The organism is Alteromonas lipotrueae, assembly GCF_019249255.1.
GTDB lineage: Bacteria > Pseudomonadota > Gammaproteobacteria > Enterobacterales > Alteromonadaceae > Alteromonas > Alteromonas lipotrueae.
The window spans coordinates 23,989-40,277 of the sequence record NZ_JAESDJ010000015.1; the positions used below are offsets into that span (position 1 = coordinate 23,989).

The following is a 16,289-nucleotide window of genomic DNA, read 5'->3' on the forward strand; positions in this document are numbered from 1 at the left end:
AGAATGTCGCCGGGGCAATCCGAGCGATCCGAAAAGGAAACAAATTGGAGCAAACAATGAAGATTAAAATAGCATTACTCTCATTAGTGACCGCATCCATGGTACTGCCCTTACACGGCTGCAGTACAAAAGTTGACAATGCGGCCCAACCTGTCGACAAAGACATCGCGCTGTATCAGGGGCGTCCTTTGCAACCTTGGCACATAGTTATAGACAACCAAGGCAACAACCAATTGCTGAACGGCGCTTTCGCTCGCTTATCTGACGAAACCATTACGATCACAACATCAGACAAGCTTTTTAAAGACGACGCGTTAACGGTTAAATTTGAAGAGGCGTGGGACGGCGAAGTTTACATGTCGCACGGTCGCCCACTTGACCTAACCCAGTACATAGAAAAAGGCACATTAGCGTTTGATTTCAATAGTATTGACATGAAGAGCGCCAATTTACAAACTTCCATAAATTGTGGTGACAATTGCAATAACGTGATTGATCTGTGGCCGTATGCCAAGGAGTTTGAAGGTAAAGGCTGGCAAAAAATCGCTATTCCGCTGTCTTGTTTTGCATCTAGCAGGGCCGATTTCAGCGCCGTAGCCAAACCTTTTGCGATCACATTCTCTGGCACCGGCGAGTTCTCTTTTTCCAACATAACCATAACGCGTGAAAGCACCGCCAATTTTGACTGCCCTAATCAAGACACGCTGACCACTCACCCACAACCACTACGTGCATTTTGGGCCGATGAATGGTGGCCAAACCGCGTTGAAGAGAAAAAAACAACACAATCTGGTGATGAAAAATTACTACTAGTGGGAGACTCTATTACCCATGGCTGGGAACAAGACAGCGGCCAAGCAGTTTGGCAAAAACACTTTTCAGACGTCAGTACGCTCAACCTAGGCTTTGGAGGTAATCGCACCGAAAATGTGTTGTGGTTGGCCGAACAAGGCTTACTCGACAACCTCAACGCCAAGCTAACGGTAATTATGATAGGGACCAATAATACGGGTCACCGTATGGACTCGCCTGAGTCTATTCATGATGGTGTAAAGGCGATCGTTCAGACAGTCACACAAAAAATACCAACCAGTAAGGTATTGCTGTTGGCTATTTTTCCTCGCGGCACTGATGACAACGACAAGCTAAGAATCAACAATCAAAAAACCAACGTATTGCTTAAAAAGCTGGCTAAAAATCAAGGCATTTTATTTGCCGATATTAACGCTAGTTTTTTAACCAAAGACAAGATTTTGAGCAAAGACATCATGCCGGATTTACTGCACCCTAATGCTAAGGGTTACGAAATTTGGGCGCAACAACTAACGCCATATGTAGACAAATATGTACGCTAATAACTTTTACGATGCTTTTATCACAGGGCTGCAGACGGGGTTGAGAAAGACGTTGCGTTTAGTAGCTTCATCCATTTTCTTCGTGCTGTTGAGTCAATCGGCTTTCAGTAAAGTAGCACTTGCAGATACTACACTAAGCCAGCCGGCACAACACGCGCTAACTCAATTCATTCCGGCTAGCCACCCTGCTCTACTATACTCAGGCCGGATCGACACTACGGATACCAACCGCCCCTACCTTTCGTGGCCCGGCAGCAGTGTGAGTTTCAAGTTTACTGGCGCCAAGTTAGTCCTTCGGCTTACTGACGATAAAGGACTGAATTATTATAATGTTATCTTCAATCATCAGGATGCTTACCCCTACGTGTTGGCCGCGCAAAAAGGTACCCACGAATACGATTTAAGCCACATGATTGAAAAACCAGTAACCGAAGTCACGTTATTTAAGCGTACTGAAGGGGAAGAAGGCGGCAGCTATATTGGAGGCTTAATTTTGCAGGCACGTGCCAAGTTACTGACGCCAACGCCTTTACCTCAACGGCGTATTGCTTTTTATGGCGATTCAGTCACCGTCGGGATGGGTAATGAGGCCGCCCACAATGCACCAGACAATAATCCTGCTGAGAAAAATCACTACCTCTCATATGCAGCCATTGCCGCTCGCGATCTGAACGCAGAATTTCACTCCATCGCTAAAAGTGGCATTGGTGTTTTGGTCAGTTGGTTTGATTTCACCATGCCTGCCTATTTTGACCAACTGCGTGCCGAATCCAATAACGATTCAAAATGGGATTTTAGTCAATGGCAGCCCCACGTCGTTGTGGTGAATTTGCTACAAAATGACAGTTGGTTAATAGATAACGAAAAACGCCTTACCGCCACGCCTGCAGAAATCTCGCAGGCCTATTATGAATTTATTCAAACCTTGCGCAGTAAACACCCTGATGCTCACTTTATATGTGCCCTTGGCAGCATGGATATTACACGCGACAACCAATGGCCAGGCTACGTCACCCAAGCTATAAAGCAAATAAAACAGCAAGATGCAGGGGCAAAAATTGACCAAATAGAATTTGATTATACTGGCTACGGTGCGCATCCAAGAGTAGAGCAACACCTAAAAAATGCGAAAAAACTCAGCGCCTTTATCCGTCAAAAAACAGCTTGGTCAGATGATGGTTCAACTCAGTGATAGCCTTGCCGGTATACAGTCAGACGTTATCAGGCAACGTAAATCTTAAATTTAATCCCGAATATGAGCGAGGGAATAATGACCTGCAATACCCATAAATACCATTTTGCGCTACTAGCCATCGCTGTATTTTTATCGGCGTGTAATATGCCCGCCCCCTCTCAAAACCAAACGCCGAAGGCTTCACCAAATGCCATATTCGACGACTTTAGCTATCAAGGTAAAGATACTATCTTTAATCAACCGCTGGCTAAAACAAAAATTCAAAATCCTATACTGAACGGCTTCTACCCAGATCCGAGCATAGTGCGAGTAGGTCATGACTACTACATGGTGAATTCTACGTTTAGCTTGTTTCCTGGTTTACCTATTTTTCACAGCAAAGATTTGGCGCATTGGCAACAGTTAGGTAACGCAATAAATCGGCCGGAACAGCTCAATTTTGATGGTTTACACATAGGCTACAACGGTATTTACGCCCCGGCGATTGAATATAGACAGGGCACGTTTTATATCATTACCACCTGCGTTGGATGTGGCGGCAACTTTATCATCACCGCAACCGACCCCGCAGGCCCTTGGTCTGATCCGATTTGGTTGCCAGAACTCGCAGGCATTGACCCATCATTGTTTTTTGACGACGACGGCAAAGTTTATATTGTCCACCATAAAGATCCTGCCAATAAGAAGTATCCAGCCCATACCTCCATTGCAATAATGGAAGTAGACGCCAACACTTTTCAGCCTATTTCAAAAGATGTTGAATTAGTAAATGGTGACGACCCCGCGCCTTGGCACACTGAGTATTTGGAAGGGCCGCATATTTATAAAGTGAAAAACAAATATTATTTGTCAGCATCGGGCGGTGGAACCGAGTATTTTCATAGCTATTTGCTTTACCGAGCCGATTCTATTTTGGGTCCATATGAAGCGAATCAAGAGAATCCCGTTCTTACTCAAATTGGTTTACCCAAAGACCGCGAATTCCCGATCACGGCAGCTGGACATGGCGATCTGTTTGACGACCCAAATGGAGACTGGTGGGTGGTATTTTTAGCCAATCGCGTTTATGACCTAGACAAAACTGACATTGGACACTTTCACACAGGAAGAGAACCCTTCTTATTGCCAGTGACTTGGAACGATGGTTGGCCAACAATATTACCCGTTCACGCCCCCATTCCTTATCAAATTGACCGCCCTGCTTTACCTCAAATCCCATCAAACAATGAATTCAAACGTGGTAATTACACACAAATTTATGATTTTGAATCGAACCAAGTGCCACTCGAGTGGCTATTTATCCGAACCCCTCGAACACAATGGTGGAAGATTGAAAATGGCCGTCTTTTTATGTCGGCTCGAAAAGATAGACTAGGTGAAAATAATCAACCGTCTTTTATTGGGCGCAGACTGGCTCATATGAAGGCCACGTATTCGGTAAAATTGCAGTTTCCCGAACTACATCCAGGTCTGGAAGCTGGAATGATGTCGATGCAAAATGACGATAACTATATTGCCTTTGGTTTGAGCCAAAATTCACAGGGCGACAAAGTACTGCAGGTGCGGCGAAAAGCCAATACCCCAGAACTTGTTCAAGGGGTAACAATTAAAGAGCAGAGAATTACGTTGCAGCGTGCACAGCAAATTGAATTAAGAGTAGATATAGATAAAGCGAATATGGATTTCTACTATCGAATTGAAGAACAACCTTATCAACCCTTAATCATGTCTGTGAACTCATCAGTGCTATCCAGCTTTGAAGCTGGTGGCTTTACCGGCGCTATCGTGGGAATGTACTCACAAGACAACAACCGCTAGCGTGCGGTCTATACATGAATGGTGACAGATGTTCCCGCTAATCCAGAAAGTCGGAAAATAGCGTCGGCAAAGAGGGAAAGCTAGTCTACAGCGCTAACTTTCCCTATACTTTTTGCAAACTGTTTAAAAAAGGAACAAGGAATGTATCGATTTGGCATTGTCGGCGCTGGCATGATCGCGGATTTTCATGCTCAGGCCATTAACGCTATACCTAATGCAGAGCTAACAGGAATTTATTCACGTTCAATCGATAAAGCGAACGCCTTCGCACAGAAACATAACTGCACACCTTTTGACGGCTGTGGGAGGTCGCTAATGAAAGTGAACATGACAATGAAATTAGACAGCAATATGGTCTTAATGAAAACGAAGCCGGTTCAGGCGCAGCCGACCCTTCAGCCATCGACTTTGTTTGGCACCAAAGAAATTTCGAAGACGTTTTACATGCGCTTGAAAACGGCACTAAACCATTGGTTGATGGTTTCGAAGGTCGCCGCTCTATTGCCTTGCTTAACGCAATTTATCGTTCAGCGGCAAAAGGTGGTGAAAAAGAACTTGTTTAAACTGCCACTTAGTTAGGGGCAGTTAGGGGGCCAGAGTACTTTTCTATAGTGTCAGTCTTTATGAGAAAAAGTACTCTGCCCCATTATTCTTATTAACCGTTTTTAGTAACTACAAATGCCTTACCCAAATGTTTCTGAAACTTATAGGGTCTCCATGGTCTTGAAGAACGAGAGGTTCACATCCGTGGGCAACCGGATAGCTAGGCTCACCTCTGTAAAGTGTTGTACCTTTCACTTCAAAGTTATGTTGCACAACAACACCGTTGATAAAGACGGTAATGTGGGCAGGCGTTGCTAACTCCCCCTCTTCAGTAAATCTAGGGGCTTTGTAAACAATATCGTACTCTTGCCACTGACCGGCTGGCATCAGCGCATCTACGAATGGTGGCGATTGCTTATAGACAGAGCCCGCAATACCATTCACATAAAACGGATTGCCGTAGGTTTCTAAAATCTGAACTTCATAACGCTTTTGAAAAATGATGCCACTGTTAGCGATATGGCTGGAGGGGTTCTTAGGAGCCTTCCACTCCAAGTGCAATTGCATATCACAGAATGATGCTTTGGTATGGAGCGAACTAGACTTGGGTAAGACGGTCAACTCGCCTCTCTCAAAAAACCATTTCACGGTATCACCATTTACATGCTGCCAATTTTCATCTACGCCTTTCTCATCGTCGCCCAACAATGCAATGGCATCAGAAGGAATGCCATCTAAGGTGACTTTGGGTGGAACAGGCTCCCATACTTCCGTGAGTTTTGGGTTGGGTTTCTCTTCTAATGCGTATCCCATAGAGGACAAAAGACTCAGCGATACTAAGGCGAGTTTATTAAACACTATGCTTTTCATGTTGCTACTCCGTTTTCAATGTTCTTATCCACTGATATCGCGTTGAGCGATCTTTCTTGGATGCCAAGAAGCCATCTTTTTTTGCATCGGTAGGCCAATTGAAGTCATAAATTTCAATTGCCAAAATAAGCGCCATGGGTTTTTCACATGGGATACTGGGCACAAATGATATTGCGGGTATCCCATATTTGACTTAACTCATCCCCTTCAAATTCATCTGAAAGTGTTTCAACGAGTGACCAACGCTGTGTTAAAAGCTGCTTGCTAGCCCCATCTTCCCCACTAACAAATGGATGCGTTTGTGCTTCACCTTGGGCGTTAACGTTCAAGCTAGCAATTAGAAGAAGAACGATTAGCCCCCCGCTATTTAACCAACGTATCGCATCATTTTGTCCAAACATATTGCGCTTCATTGTGAGTCTCTTGCTCGTTTGTTCAGGTTGTACCGTAAAACAGTGCCCATTAAAGGTTTACCGTTCACGCTAACCATTTCACCTAGGTCTATAGTGTAAAGACTATTCTCGGCCAGGCTGTCTAAGGTAATAAAAAGCTGCTTTCTCGATTTATCTAAGGTGAGTTTGGCTGGAACTACATTAGTTACATCCACCTTTTCTGAACCGTATTTGGCATGATAGTGATAGGTATGGTGGGTTATTGAAACAGCATCTGGCAGAGCCTCGATGGGCTCATTAGCGGTAATTTGAAACCCGTCTTTATGAAGCGTTACACTTTCAATAAGAAAAGGCGCTTTTTTCTTAGTGATTTTGAGCAAGCCCTCTCCACCTGCCCAATTCATGTGTACTTTGCCGACCCACAATGCGCCATCTGAAGAGAAGTCCATCGTGTAATTTCCAATGCCAAGCGCGTTGCCCCCTACAAAAGGAATGAGTGTTCCTTGCAATGTTCCATCAATTTCATCGGGTAAATATCGAATGAGATGATTTTTATTCATATCACCTAAGAGCATTTCTCCCTCTGGAAGACCAAAAAGAGATTTAGCGATAGTTTTAACCGGTTTCGTTGGTGAATTCGCCAGCTCTCCATGTGGAAACAATGCCGCTGCGGGTTTGCGCAACGGTAATAAATCTGACGCTTCTATTTCAGAATGGGGCTTTTGCCAACCTTTTTTCCAATGCAAAGAAGCGGGATGTCCCGCAAAATCTCCCTCGCTGACATGATACAAAGGGCTTGTTCCTATCCAGTCACCTTGATTATCCGTTACCCATAGGCGCCCGTTATCATCGAATCCCATTCCAGCTGGCGACCGAAACCCTGAGGCAAAAGGCGTAACCTCACCGTCAGGCGCTATCTTCATTACCCACCCTCGATAAGGCGCACAAGAAAACATGCGAGTTACGTTCTTCCGATACCCCTGTTTCCATTTTCAAAGTCATGCCACTGCTGCATCTTGCCTTTAGGAGGACATAAATCACTGTTTTCCCCCCTTATATACTCAAAAACGCCATTAAAATTAGATGCTACATTAAGCGCAACAAATATATTTCCTTCAGTGTCAACCACCGGACCAAACGCAAATTCGTGGTAGTTTCCCGTCATTCCAAAATCATCGTATACCGTCTGATACTGATCTGCCTTGCCATCACTATCAGTGTCAATTAACCGCGTAAGCTCCGGCTTTTGAATAACCAAAAATTGTCCCGGCTTCTCCTCTACAATACCAAGTGGCATATGCAGCCCCGACGCAAACACGTCCCATGTTTCAGACTCAGGATCGTAAATAACCACGTCTCCGTGCATCACAGTAAGCGCTAGTCGGCCGTCTTTCATTGCCGTTAAACCACCGACTTGAGGGTCAATTTCAATTGGGTAATCAACCCGATCAATGGCGTAGTAGTCATGCCAATCTGCTTTTGCTATTGCAAAAAACATAAGGTGGGAAAGAAGCGCCACCAGCAGCGCTGCGGATAAAAGGGTATTCATAATTCCACCTCAATGCTGAAGCTCGACACTTGCTCAGTGGACAAGTGAACGTTATCGTCGGTTAGAGGTTTTCCATTAAGGCGTATTGAAGATAAAGACGAATGGTCAAGAGTAAGTACTACATCTTGTTTTACGCCTGTTATTGTAAACTCACGAACGAACGATCTTTCGTTACTCCCTAAATGAATACGTTCTTTTACTTCAACGTTGCCGACCTGATAATGAAACTCTGGCTCCCCCTTAATCAACTGGTATCCTTTGAACATAATCTCCTTATTTTCAACAAACGAAAATAAAACCTCGCTTTCTTCTGAATACATTATGGCTTTCGCATTTTCCTCTCGTCTTTTTTCTCCGTCAAAATTAGCGCCAGTGGGGTACACATAGCGTAATTTTGCTATGGTGGTATCCCATACCACTGTTAGTTCAGAATTTAGAGCAATAGCGATTGATGCGGGGCTAGTGAAAGGCAGATAGTGTCTCAACACCTGAGGATAAGGTCGCTGTGGCGGCTTGTAAGGTGCGAATTTAGGTTTTTCCCCCTCTTGTTTTTGGTCCTTACTCACATCCAATATGTAAAGGTGAATAGCTGCAAGCGTATCGTTGTCCAAATAGGTAATCGCAGGCATTTGGATCATATCAGGGTTTTTCTTACCCGGACTTTTCACCCAGGCTAAAAATGCCTCCCGTTTAGCCTGTGGGTAGTGCTCGCCAATATAAACTAACGATGGACCTGTACTATTTTGCTTTAGATCGTGACAGGCGCCACAATTTTCTTTAAATGCCTTTACGCCCATATCATTGGCGTAAAGGTCAACAGACAAAGTCATTAGCAACAGCACAAAACCGATAGTGCAAACACTATTGCTGGCCATCATGAGAAAACTCAAGTTGTATCCTCTTTTTTTACATCCACATTTGTTTTCATTGTGTTCCCATTGCAGAATACGGTCGAAAGCCTGCTACCTGCCAACGCTATATTGGCATTACCGAATTTCCCAGAAACCGGCGGAATTTTTGGGGGTTACCGTGTTCATCTCCCTCAAGCAGAAAAAACACCATCCCAGCATCAGACAAGTCAGCCTTTTTCTTAGGATTGTGCTGCATTCGTTCCCACAACCAACGCAACGAAGGGTCATCGTGGGTTTTAAGCCATTTAAAAGGTTCAAATGATTTTGAGCACCATAGCGTTGCGGGTTTGTCACACGCGTTCTGATCTATAATTTTTTTGTAATGGATACGATTGCCACTTAGCAGCAACACATCTGACATTGTATGATGCGCTTGTCTTCTCAAATGGTTGTCGTTGTACCCACTATGAGAAACAACATATACATGAGAAAGTGACGCAACCTTTTCTCTATCGATGACCCGTGCAACGGCCTGATAAAGAAATTCTGAAGGGCCCATATGGATAAAATACAGAGGGTTGTGTTCACTAGATTTTGCAATCTCACGTGCCAGATGTTCAATTGCCCTATCTGTATTTTTCGACACATCGAAGAACGGTGATTTAGGAAAGTTCCACCGCTTGATTGCACCAGTGACAGAGTCTGCCATGTAGTTTGTTTCGCTGGTATGCGGTGGTGCATCAATGAAGTTGTTGAAGGAATAATGTACCAACTTATCTTGCAGCCCTTTTTTGGCAAGCATTGCTAGTGTTGCGGCTGTACCTGCCCAATCATCCTCGTCAGCTCGCGGCCAGCGTGCTTCAGTGTGATGATCAGCTTGATTGTTACCATCTGCACTAATTGCTATTCGTTCACCGTTGTACTGGTATCCCTCCGTAATAAACGCAGATACAGCTTTAACGCTGCCATTGTGAGTAAATACAGAAGAAAGTGAACTGGTTGATTCAACCCCGTAAAGGCTAACTTGATTATCTAGCGTATTGGCAACAACCCATGCACTGTTGACACAAAGTACTGTGCTGACGACAGCCGCTGTTTTGCGCTGAATCCTAGGTAATATTATAGATTGAAGACGGGTTATGCAGCGAAACATAAATAGAGGGCCCAGAAATCGTACGCGTTATAAATATAGAATTAGACTACCCCTCAATCACAATTCAGCCAACATTTCACATACATATTGTTAACATTAAAACTTGAAGCGCAAGATTTTGAAAAGACTCCCAGCTTCAGATTTGCTGTTATTTATCGTACGTGCTTGAATCGCACCCGCTAATAATCAAAAAGTTAAATATCTACCTGATACAATCAAAGTTGTGAATAGAACGGTGCGAATACACCAAAGATTTATAGGCAACCGGCGACAAAATATGACTATCTTGTTTAGTGTTCTTATTCAATGATTCGTAAGTATTTGATGGTTGACATCACATTTTTTCAGTACATCGATTCAATACCTTAGCTCAGGGCTATCGCCTGTCGAATACGGGTTAGCATGCGACAATGGAAAGCGGCACTCGAGTGGTACAGCTCCTTAGTAGACGAAGCCTGGGGTGGAGGTACATGAAATTAAATTCGTGGGGATCCCTCAGACTCAGCTCCCTTTGTTTAATTACCCTGGCTCTCAATAAGCTTATGACCACATTCTGAGCAATATTTTCCCGCTTGAATTTGTTCTGTACCATAACTTAGTTAATTCATGATTTTCCTTGCAAGCCCATATGACTACATAAATACAAACCCATAAAGCTTGTAAAGTACCTTAACTCAATGTGCCACTATAATTCTTTGATAATCAGATTATTGTTTAAAGCAAAAAATTCATCGATCCATCAACTGTGACCAATTCAGACCAAACTTATGAAGATACTTTTGTAGCCTTGTTGAATCGTTAGTTTGCGCCTTTTTGGTACGACTGACATGAAACAACTCCCTTCCGGCTGAGGCCATACTCCGGTGTTGACTACAAACCTGTAACACATAGTTGAGTTGATGCGCATCGAAATGATCCATCTGCTCAATTGCTGTTTGTGAAAAGTACTTTTGTAACACTGAGACTGAAGTAGAGTGTTCGGATGATTGCCAAGCTTGCTTAAGCCGTTCAATTTCATCCTTTACATCATCAACTGAAATCCGAGAAGAATCAGCCAGAGTGCATAATCTCGTAATTGCCGAGCTCAAATCCCGAAAGTTTCCAGACCAAATGGCAGTTGCTGATGTCGCGAATTGCTCAAACGTATCCCGCGCTTCTTTGTTGAACTGAATCCTCTGACCTGTTTTTTGTTCATACAGACTCACTTCATAATCAATGTTAGCCGGTATGTCTTCTCGCCTGTCTTTTAACGCGGGAAGCTCATAAGTCCACAAATTTATCCTTGCCAGCAGATCTTCCCGAAAACGAGCATTTTCGACTTCTGATTTAAGGTCTTTATTGGTGCCTGCAATCAATTGAAAGTCACTGCTAACGGTTTGATCACTTCCTACCGGATGAAAGGTTTTATTCTCGATGGCGTGAAGTAACATGGCTTGCTCTTCTAATCCCAACTCACCTATCTCATCCAGGAATAACATGCCTTTGTTCGCCGTCATCAGGTAACCACTGCGTTCTTTCTGTGCCCCAGTAAATGCCCCCTTGGTATGGCCAAACAACGCCGCCATGGCATTTTCACCTTTCAATGTTGCGCAATTTACCGAGACAAAATCACCTTTCAGCATGGCCCTTTTTTTCTTCAGTTGGAACACACGAGTCGCCAGTTGACTCTTACCCGCACCGGTGGGCCCAGTCAGCAACATGGGATCGCTAGAGCGAATAGCAACCTTTTCAATTTGGGTAATTAAACGGTTAAAAGCCGTGTTCTTAGTTTGAATACCGCCTTTAAGAAATTCTTTACCTTCTAAATGTTCCCGATCAAAACGTGTGGCGAGTTGGTCATACTTTGACAAGTCCAGATCAATGATCTGAGTTTTACCAATGGCTTTATTTTTGTTGCTTCTATCCGGTGAGGTTTGTATTAATCGTCCCGGAAAATGGCCGCTTTCCGTTAGCAAGAAACTACATATCTGAACGACGTGCGTACCCGTTGTAATATGAAAAAGGTAATCATTGTGATCGGTATCAAAGACTTGTTGATGACACCAATCATATAGCTTTGAATAAACTTCTTCGAAATCCCAAGGATCGTTAAAATTCACATTGTGCAAAACCACGTTGGTTTCCGGCGATACACTTCCAATATCAACCGCAACGTTATTCGCTAATCGGGAACTGTGGTTGTCATGCAGCATGTGCAGTTGACTAACTATCAAATCATCCTGGCTACATAGGCTGACATTAGGCCGCCATTTGGCCCAGCGATCCACTCGCTTTCCAACATAATCCAACTGTGTGCCAATCAGGCTTACCACCACGCTACACTTCACCAAATCATATCCATATAGATAATTAAATATCCATTAAATTATTATTTTTGTTTTAAGTCAAATTATGAAAATACATCCACACTAACAAAAATACAAACATAACCATAATAAACAATAAGTTATGAAAATAAAAAAATAAAAACCAAGGTTGGCACATTGATTGATATACAAAAAGTGTCTGATTAAACGGTTGTGATTTAAAACGTCACACTGGTGCGCTGAACTCTGTGACTGCGTATGCCTAATCAAACAACCTATTAAGTAGCTCAGTTGGAAGAGCAGCGAATTGATATTCGTCGGTCATGGGTTCGTTTCCCATCTTAATATTATTTAAGTAGCTCAAGCGGATAGAGCAACGGCGTAATACCCGTTGGCGAAGGTTCGAATCCTTCCTTAAATACAGGTAGCTCAAATTGGTAGAGCATCGAACATTTACTTCGATTGTTGTGGGTTCAAGTCCCACCCTAAAAACACATTGTAAAAAGCACGTTAGTAAGTCGTTTTTGCCAATGACTGACGAGCGCTAAAGAGAAACGACAAGCAGCAAGCCGGATGCTCCCTGCTATTCAACGCTCCGGTGCCCTTGTCAGTGAAGCAATAAACCCTTGCTAACACCACTTAGCTACAAGACGTTGCGAAAGTGGATGAAATGATAAAAGGAAATTAATGATGTTTAAAAATAACCTAATGAGAAAAACGGTGACAGTCGCTGAAAACCAAAGAATGTTGATGTTTAAAAATCAACTATTGACTGACGTCCTATTGCCAGGAAAGCATAAAATGTGGGATCTCAAAAATGAACTCGAATTTATAACTTTTGACATCAATGAACTGTATTTTTCTGAGAAAAATGCCGACAGACTTTATCGAAACAGTGAAACCTTGCGCGACCATATTTCACACTGGAAGTTGTCGAGCAATGAAGTTGGATTGCTATACGTAGATGATTTGCTACAAGGTATTGTTGCACCAAGTGAACATATCTACCTCTGGAAAGATGCAGGCGAATTGAGGTTAGAAACGCTCTCGATAGATGACAATTTAACCGTCGACGAAAAGCTGCTGTTCCTGATTAACCGGGCAGGAGCCAATAGCGCTTCAAGGTTGATTAGAAGTAGCCGAACTGTTGCTTTAAAGCCTATCGCTGATGTGGCGGTAGCGAAAGAACATGTTGGTCTGTTGTATGTGAATGGAAAATTCATTCGTAGACTGGAACCCGGTCAACACGCGTTCTGGCAGTTCAATCACACGATTGAAGTAAAGGCGTTTGATTGCAAAACGCAGATGCTGGATATTTCCGGACAGGAAATCCTGAGTAAGGACAGAGTGAGTCTCAGAATAAATCTGAGTGCGAGCATCAAAGTGCAGGACCCAGAACTTGCCGCCCGCAGCGTTGATAAGGTGGATGACTATGTCTATAAAACCTTGCAACTAGCGCTAAGAGAGGCAGTGGGTACTAAATCGTTAGACGATATCCTGCTAGATAAGTTGTACGTCAATGAAACGGTAAAGGAATTAGTATCGGGGCAACTTAACGACATAGGTATATCGCTGATGAATGTAGGTGTGAAGGACATCATTTTGCCTGGCGAAATGAAGGCCATCCTGAATCAGGTGGTAGAAGCGCAAAAAGCCGCAGAAGCCAATGTGATTAAACGGCGAGAGGAAACTTCAGCTACCAGAAGTTTGCACAACACCGCCAAGGTGATGGAAAACAACCCTACCCTGATGCGGCTGAAAGAGCTCGAAGCGCTTGAAAAGCTGTCGGATAAAATCGGCAACCTGACGGTGTATGGAGGCCTGGAAGGCCTGATGAATGGCGTAGTGAAAATAGCATAGAGAACCGCGTAGTAAAAATAGGAAGCGGGAAGGACTGCGGCGAAAAGGTGTCGCAGTCCGCTATTGAAATCTCGCAGATATAAATCGAATAAAACAAAATAAGTAATAAATTAAGGAGTAAATAATGTGTAGCAACTACAACATTATCGAAAGCAAAGGACGGGCAACCATTAAGGCGTGGACCAAAGGTGTTCCGTTTGAAGACAAAGCTCAGGAGCAGTTAAATAACATCGCCAGCATGCCATTGGTTCACTCCCATATTGCCGTTATGCCTGACGTGCATATGGGCAAAGGGGCAACCATAGGCAGTGTTATCCCCTCTGTTGATGCGGTCATCCCGGCGGCAGTAGGAGTCGACATCGGATGCGGTATGGTGGCCACAAAAACCACGTTATCCGCCAGTCAGCTTCCGGATAATTTGTCAGGTATTAGAAGCGCCTTTGAAGCTGCTATCCCGCACGGTAGAAGTGCGAGAGCCAGAGGTTCACGGGATAAAGGTGCCTGGCACAACATACCGGATGTGGTCGCCGCTGAATGGAAAAAACTGGAGGCTCGGTTTAAACGCATTTGTGAAAAACACCCAGCAATCAGGAAGAGCAATCACGTAAACCATTTAGGTACGATGGGAACAGGCAACCACTTTCTTGAGCTGTGTTTAGATGAAAACAACGCAGTGTGGATAATGCTGCACTCGGGTAGTCGTGGCGTAGGTAATCGTATCGGTACCTATTTTATTGAACTGGCCAAAAAGGAAATGGAGCGTCATCAGATTAATCTGCCAGATAGGGATTTGGCCTACCTAGAAGAAGGCAGTGAATATTTTGATGACTATGTTGAAGCCGTGGAATGGGCACAAGACTATGCCGCGAAAAACCGTGAGATCATGATGATTAATGCCATTGCCGCATTGAGAAAACAGGTCCCAACGACATTTTCGACAGCAGAACTCGCTGTGAACTGCCACCATAACTACATTTCCCGTGAGCGGCATTTTGGCAAAGACTGCTTTGTGACTCGTAAAGGTGCTGTGCGGGCTCAGAAAGGCGAAATGGGGATCATTCCAGGCAGCATGGGTGCGCGATCCTTCATCGTAAGAGGCCTAGGAAACCCTGAAAGTTTCAATAGCTGTAGTCATGGCGCAGGGCGTGTCATGTCGCGGACACAGGCGAAAAAGATCTACAACATTAAAGATCAAATTGAAGCGACTCAGGGCGTGGAATGCCGTAAGGATGAATCTGTGATTGATGAAATCCCACATGCTTATAAGGATATTGATAAAGTCATGGATGCCCAGAAAGATCTGGTTGAAGTGGTTTACACCTTAAAACAGGTGGTGTGTGTAAAGGGGTAAACGATGAAGTACTTACACATTGATGGTGCGCAAGGTGAAGGCGGCGGACAGGTGTTAAGGACAGCCTTAACCTTGTCCATCCTCACTAAGCAGCCTATTGAAATAGTAAACATACGTGCCAAACGCAGAAAGCCAGGTTTACTGCGTCAGCACCTCACCTCGGTTTTGGCCGCGCAAAGGATATGCGGCGCGACCACGGAGGGTGTGGAATTAGGCGCTGGTCGAATACGGTTTTCACCCGGAGAGGTTGTACCGGGTGATTACCATTTTTCGATAGGCACGGCGGGTAGCACCGTACTGGTTTGCCAAACTATTTTACCGGTGTTGGCCTTGGCAAACACCTGTTCAAGTGTGACCTTTGAAGGTGGCACACATAATGGCATGTCACCGTCACTGTGCTTTCTGGAGCAATCCTATTTGCCGCTGTTGCATAAGATGGGAATACATTGCCAGGTTGAAAGGTCAGCACTGGGTTTTTATCCCGCCGGAGGCGGCAAGTGGAAAATCAATATCCAACCGACCAAAGGCTTGAGCCGGATTGAACTAACAGAAGCTGCTAGCAACTTTGCGGTAGCACCTGAAAACTGTCGGCTAAATGCCTTGGTCAGTCAGTTACCGCCTTCGATTGGCGAACGAGAAATAGAAACTGCAAGAGCCATATTGAACTGGAACACTTCAGTAGGCACACTGACAGAGGTAGATTCACTAGGGCCTGGTAATAGCTTTCAGTTGAAAATTGAAAGTAATACGCACACAAGTCTATTTGAAGTGGTCGGCGAACTGGGCGTTTCCGGAGAACGGGTCGCTAAGCGATGTGCTGGCCGCGTGAGAAAGTTGATTCATTCGCAAGCGGCGGTGGAAGAGCAACTGGCAGACCAATTACTCATTCCAATGGTATTGGCTGGCAGTGGGAGTTACACCACCACAAAACCAACGCTGCATACGACCACCAATATTGACGTCATCCAGCAGTTTGTGGATACAAATATCAAATTGAAAAAGCACAATGATGTGTGCTGGAAAATCACTATAGATAGATAAATTAT

The 16,289-nt window shown here is 44.1% G+C and carries 14 protein-coding genes and 2 tRNA genes; 9 read left to right on the plus strand and 7 right to left on the minus strand.

What is annotated here, in order from left to right:
• Positions 1-56: 56 nt before the first annotated feature.
• The 4 genes from KYS23_RS16945 (at position 57) to KYS23_RS16960 (ending at position 4,947) form a co-directional block, all read left to right on the plus strand.
• Positions 57-1,355, plus strand: a complete 1,299-nt coding sequence (locus tag KYS23_RS16945) for a putative glycoside hydrolase (RefSeq protein ID WP_218419520.1) — start codon at positions 57-59, stop codon at positions 1,353-1,355.
• Entirely contained in the window at positions 1,345-2,547 is a 1,203-nt protein-coding gene (locus KYS23_RS16950; RefSeq protein ID WP_218419521.1) for an SGNH/GDSL hydrolase family protein, read from the plus strand. The genes KYS23_RS16945 and KYS23_RS16950 overlap by 11 nt, the downstream gene beginning before the upstream one ends.
• A gap of 78 nt (positions 2,548-2,625) precedes the next feature.
• Complete coding sequence (locus KYS23_RS16955) at positions 2,626-4,368, plus strand: glycoside hydrolase family 43 protein (protein ID WP_218419523.1); 1,743 nt, start codon at positions 2,626-2,628, stop codon at positions 4,366-4,368.
• 141 nt (positions 4,369-4,509) lie between these two features.
• Positions 4,510-4,947 (plus strand): Gfo/Idh/MocA family oxidoreductase, encoded by a 438-nt coding sequence (locus tag KYS23_RS16960; RefSeq protein ID WP_218419530.1) that lies wholly within the window; start codon positions 4,510-4,512, stop codon positions 4,945-4,947.
• A 93-nt stretch (positions 4,948-5,040) separates the two neighbouring features.
• On the opposite strand, the gene KYS23_RS16965 is transcribed toward KYS23_RS16960, so the two are convergent.
• The 7 genes from KYS23_RS16965 to rtcR all read right to left on the minus strand — a co-directional run bounded on the left by KYS23_RS16965 (position 5,041) and on the right by rtcR (position 12,053).
• Complete coding sequence (locus KYS23_RS16965) at positions 5,041-5,781, minus strand: 3-keto-disaccharide hydrolase (protein WP_218419532.1); 741 nt, start codon at positions 5,779-5,781, stop codon at positions 5,041-5,043.
• A 143-nt stretch (positions 5,782-5,924) separates the two neighbouring features.
• A complete protein-coding gene (locus tag KYS23_RS16970; RefSeq protein ID WP_218419533.1) occupies positions 5,925-6,194 on the minus strand; it encodes a hypothetical protein in 270 nt (89 codons plus the stop codon).
• Positions 6,191-7,096 (minus strand): NHL repeat-containing protein, encoded by a 906-nt coding sequence (locus KYS23_RS16975; RefSeq protein WP_218419535.1) that lies wholly within the window; start codon positions 7,094-7,096, stop codon positions 6,191-6,193. The genes KYS23_RS16970 and KYS23_RS16975 overlap by 4 nt, the downstream gene beginning before the upstream one ends.
• A 38-nt stretch (positions 7,097-7,134) precedes the next feature.
• Positions 7,135-7,722 (minus strand): DUF7133 domain-containing protein, encoded by a 588-nt coding sequence (locus KYS23_RS16980; RefSeq protein WP_218419537.1) that lies wholly within the window; start codon positions 7,720-7,722, stop codon positions 7,135-7,137.
• Entirely contained in the window at positions 7,719-8,612 is an 894-nt protein-coding gene (locus KYS23_RS16985; RefSeq protein ID WP_159532606.1) for a c-type cytochrome, read from the minus strand. The genes KYS23_RS16980 and KYS23_RS16985 overlap by 4 nt, the downstream gene beginning before the upstream one ends.
• Before the next feature lie 85 nt (positions 8,613-8,697).
• Positions 8,698-9,726 carry a hypothetical protein gene (locus KYS23_RS16990; RefSeq protein ID WP_218419539.1) on the minus strand — a complete coding sequence of 343 codons (1,029 nt, stop codon included), beginning with the start codon at positions 9,724-9,726 and terminating at the stop codon, positions 8,698-8,700.
• A gap of 728 nt (positions 9,727-10,454) precedes the next feature.
• Positions 10,455-12,053 carry an RNA repair transcriptional activator RtcR gene (gene rtcR / locus KYS23_RS16995; protein WP_269748501.1) on the minus strand — a complete coding sequence of 533 codons (1,599 nt, stop codon included), beginning with the start codon at positions 12,051-12,053 and terminating at the stop codon, positions 10,455-10,457.
• Positions 12,054-12,308: 255 nt separating this feature from the next.
• On the opposite strand from rtcR, the gene KYS23_RS17000 reads away from it, so the two are divergent.
• The 5 genes from KYS23_RS17000 to rtcA all read left to right on the plus strand — a co-directional run bounded on the left by KYS23_RS17000 (position 12,309) and on the right by rtcA (position 16,284).
• Positions 12,309-12,380 (plus strand) — tRNA-OTHER (locus tag KYS23_RS17000).
• A gap of 1 nt (position 12,381) precedes the next feature.
• Positions 12,382-12,453: transfer RNA gene (locus tag KYS23_RS17005), tRNA-OTHER, on the plus strand.
• A gap of 266 nt (positions 12,454-12,719) precedes the next feature.
• The gene (locus tag KYS23_RS17010) at positions 12,720-13,892 is read left to right on the plus strand and encodes a slipin family protein (RefSeq protein WP_232370667.1); all 1,173 of its coding nucleotides are present in this window, start codon (positions 12,720-12,722) and stop codon (positions 13,890-13,892) included.
• Positions 13,893-14,016: 124 nt separating this feature from the next.
• Complete coding sequence (locus KYS23_RS17015; RefSeq protein ID WP_159532612.1) at positions 14,017-15,243, plus strand: RtcB family protein; 1,227 nt, start codon at positions 14,017-14,019, stop codon at positions 15,241-15,243.
• A 3-nt stretch (positions 15,244-15,246) separates the two neighbouring features.
• On the plus strand, positions 15,247-16,284 hold the full coding sequence (gene rtcA, locus KYS23_RS17020; protein WP_159532614.1) for an RNA 3'-terminal phosphate cyclase: 1,038 nt from the start codon (positions 15,247-15,249) through the stop codon (positions 16,282-16,284).
• The last annotated feature ends 5 nt before the right edge of the window (positions 16,285-16,289 follow it).

Coding starts and splice junctions, on each gene's coding strand:
- KYS23_RS16945 (WP_218419520.1), top strand. CDS start 57: ATGAAGATTAAAATAGCATTACTCTCATTAGTGACCGCATCCATGGTA.
- KYS23_RS16950 (WP_218419521.1), top strand. CDS start 1,345: ATGTACGCTAATAACTTTTACGATGCTTTTATCACAGGGCTGCAGACG.
- KYS23_RS16955 (WP_218419523.1), top strand. CDS start 2,626: ATGACCTGCAATACCCATAAATACCATTTTGCGCTACTAGCCATCGCT.
- KYS23_RS16960 (WP_218419530.1), top strand. CDS start 4,510: ATGTATCGATTTGGCATTGTCGGCGCTGGCATGATCGCGGATTTTCAT.
- KYS23_RS16965 (WP_218419532.1), bottom strand. CDS start 5,781: ATGAAAAGCATAGTGTTTAATAAACTCGCCTTAGTATCGCTGAGTCTT.
- KYS23_RS16970 (WP_218419533.1), bottom strand. CDS start 6,194: ATGAAGCGCAATATGTTTGGACAAAATGATGCGATACGTTGGTTAAAT.
- KYS23_RS16975 (WP_218419535.1), bottom strand. CDS start 7,096: ATGAAGATAGCGCCTGACGGTGAGGTTACGCCTTTTGCCTCAGGGTTT.
- KYS23_RS16980 (WP_218419537.1), bottom strand. CDS start 7,722: ATGAATACCCTTTTATCCGCAGCGCTGCTGGTGGCGCTTCTTTCCCAC.
- KYS23_RS16990 (WP_218419539.1), bottom strand. CDS start 9,726: ATGTTTCGCTGCATAACCCGTCTTCAATCTATAATATTACCTAGGATT.
- KYS23_RS17010 (WP_232370667.1), top strand. CDS start 12,720: ATGATGTTTAAAAATAACCTAATGAGAAAAACGGTGACAGTCGCTGAA.
- KYS23_RS17015 (WP_159532612.1), top strand. CDS start 14,017: ATGTGTAGCAACTACAACATTATCGAAAGCAAAGGACGGGCAACCATT.
- rtcA (WP_159532614.1), top strand. CDS start 15,247: ATGAAGTACTTACACATTGATGGTGCGCAAGGTGAAGGCGGCGGACAG.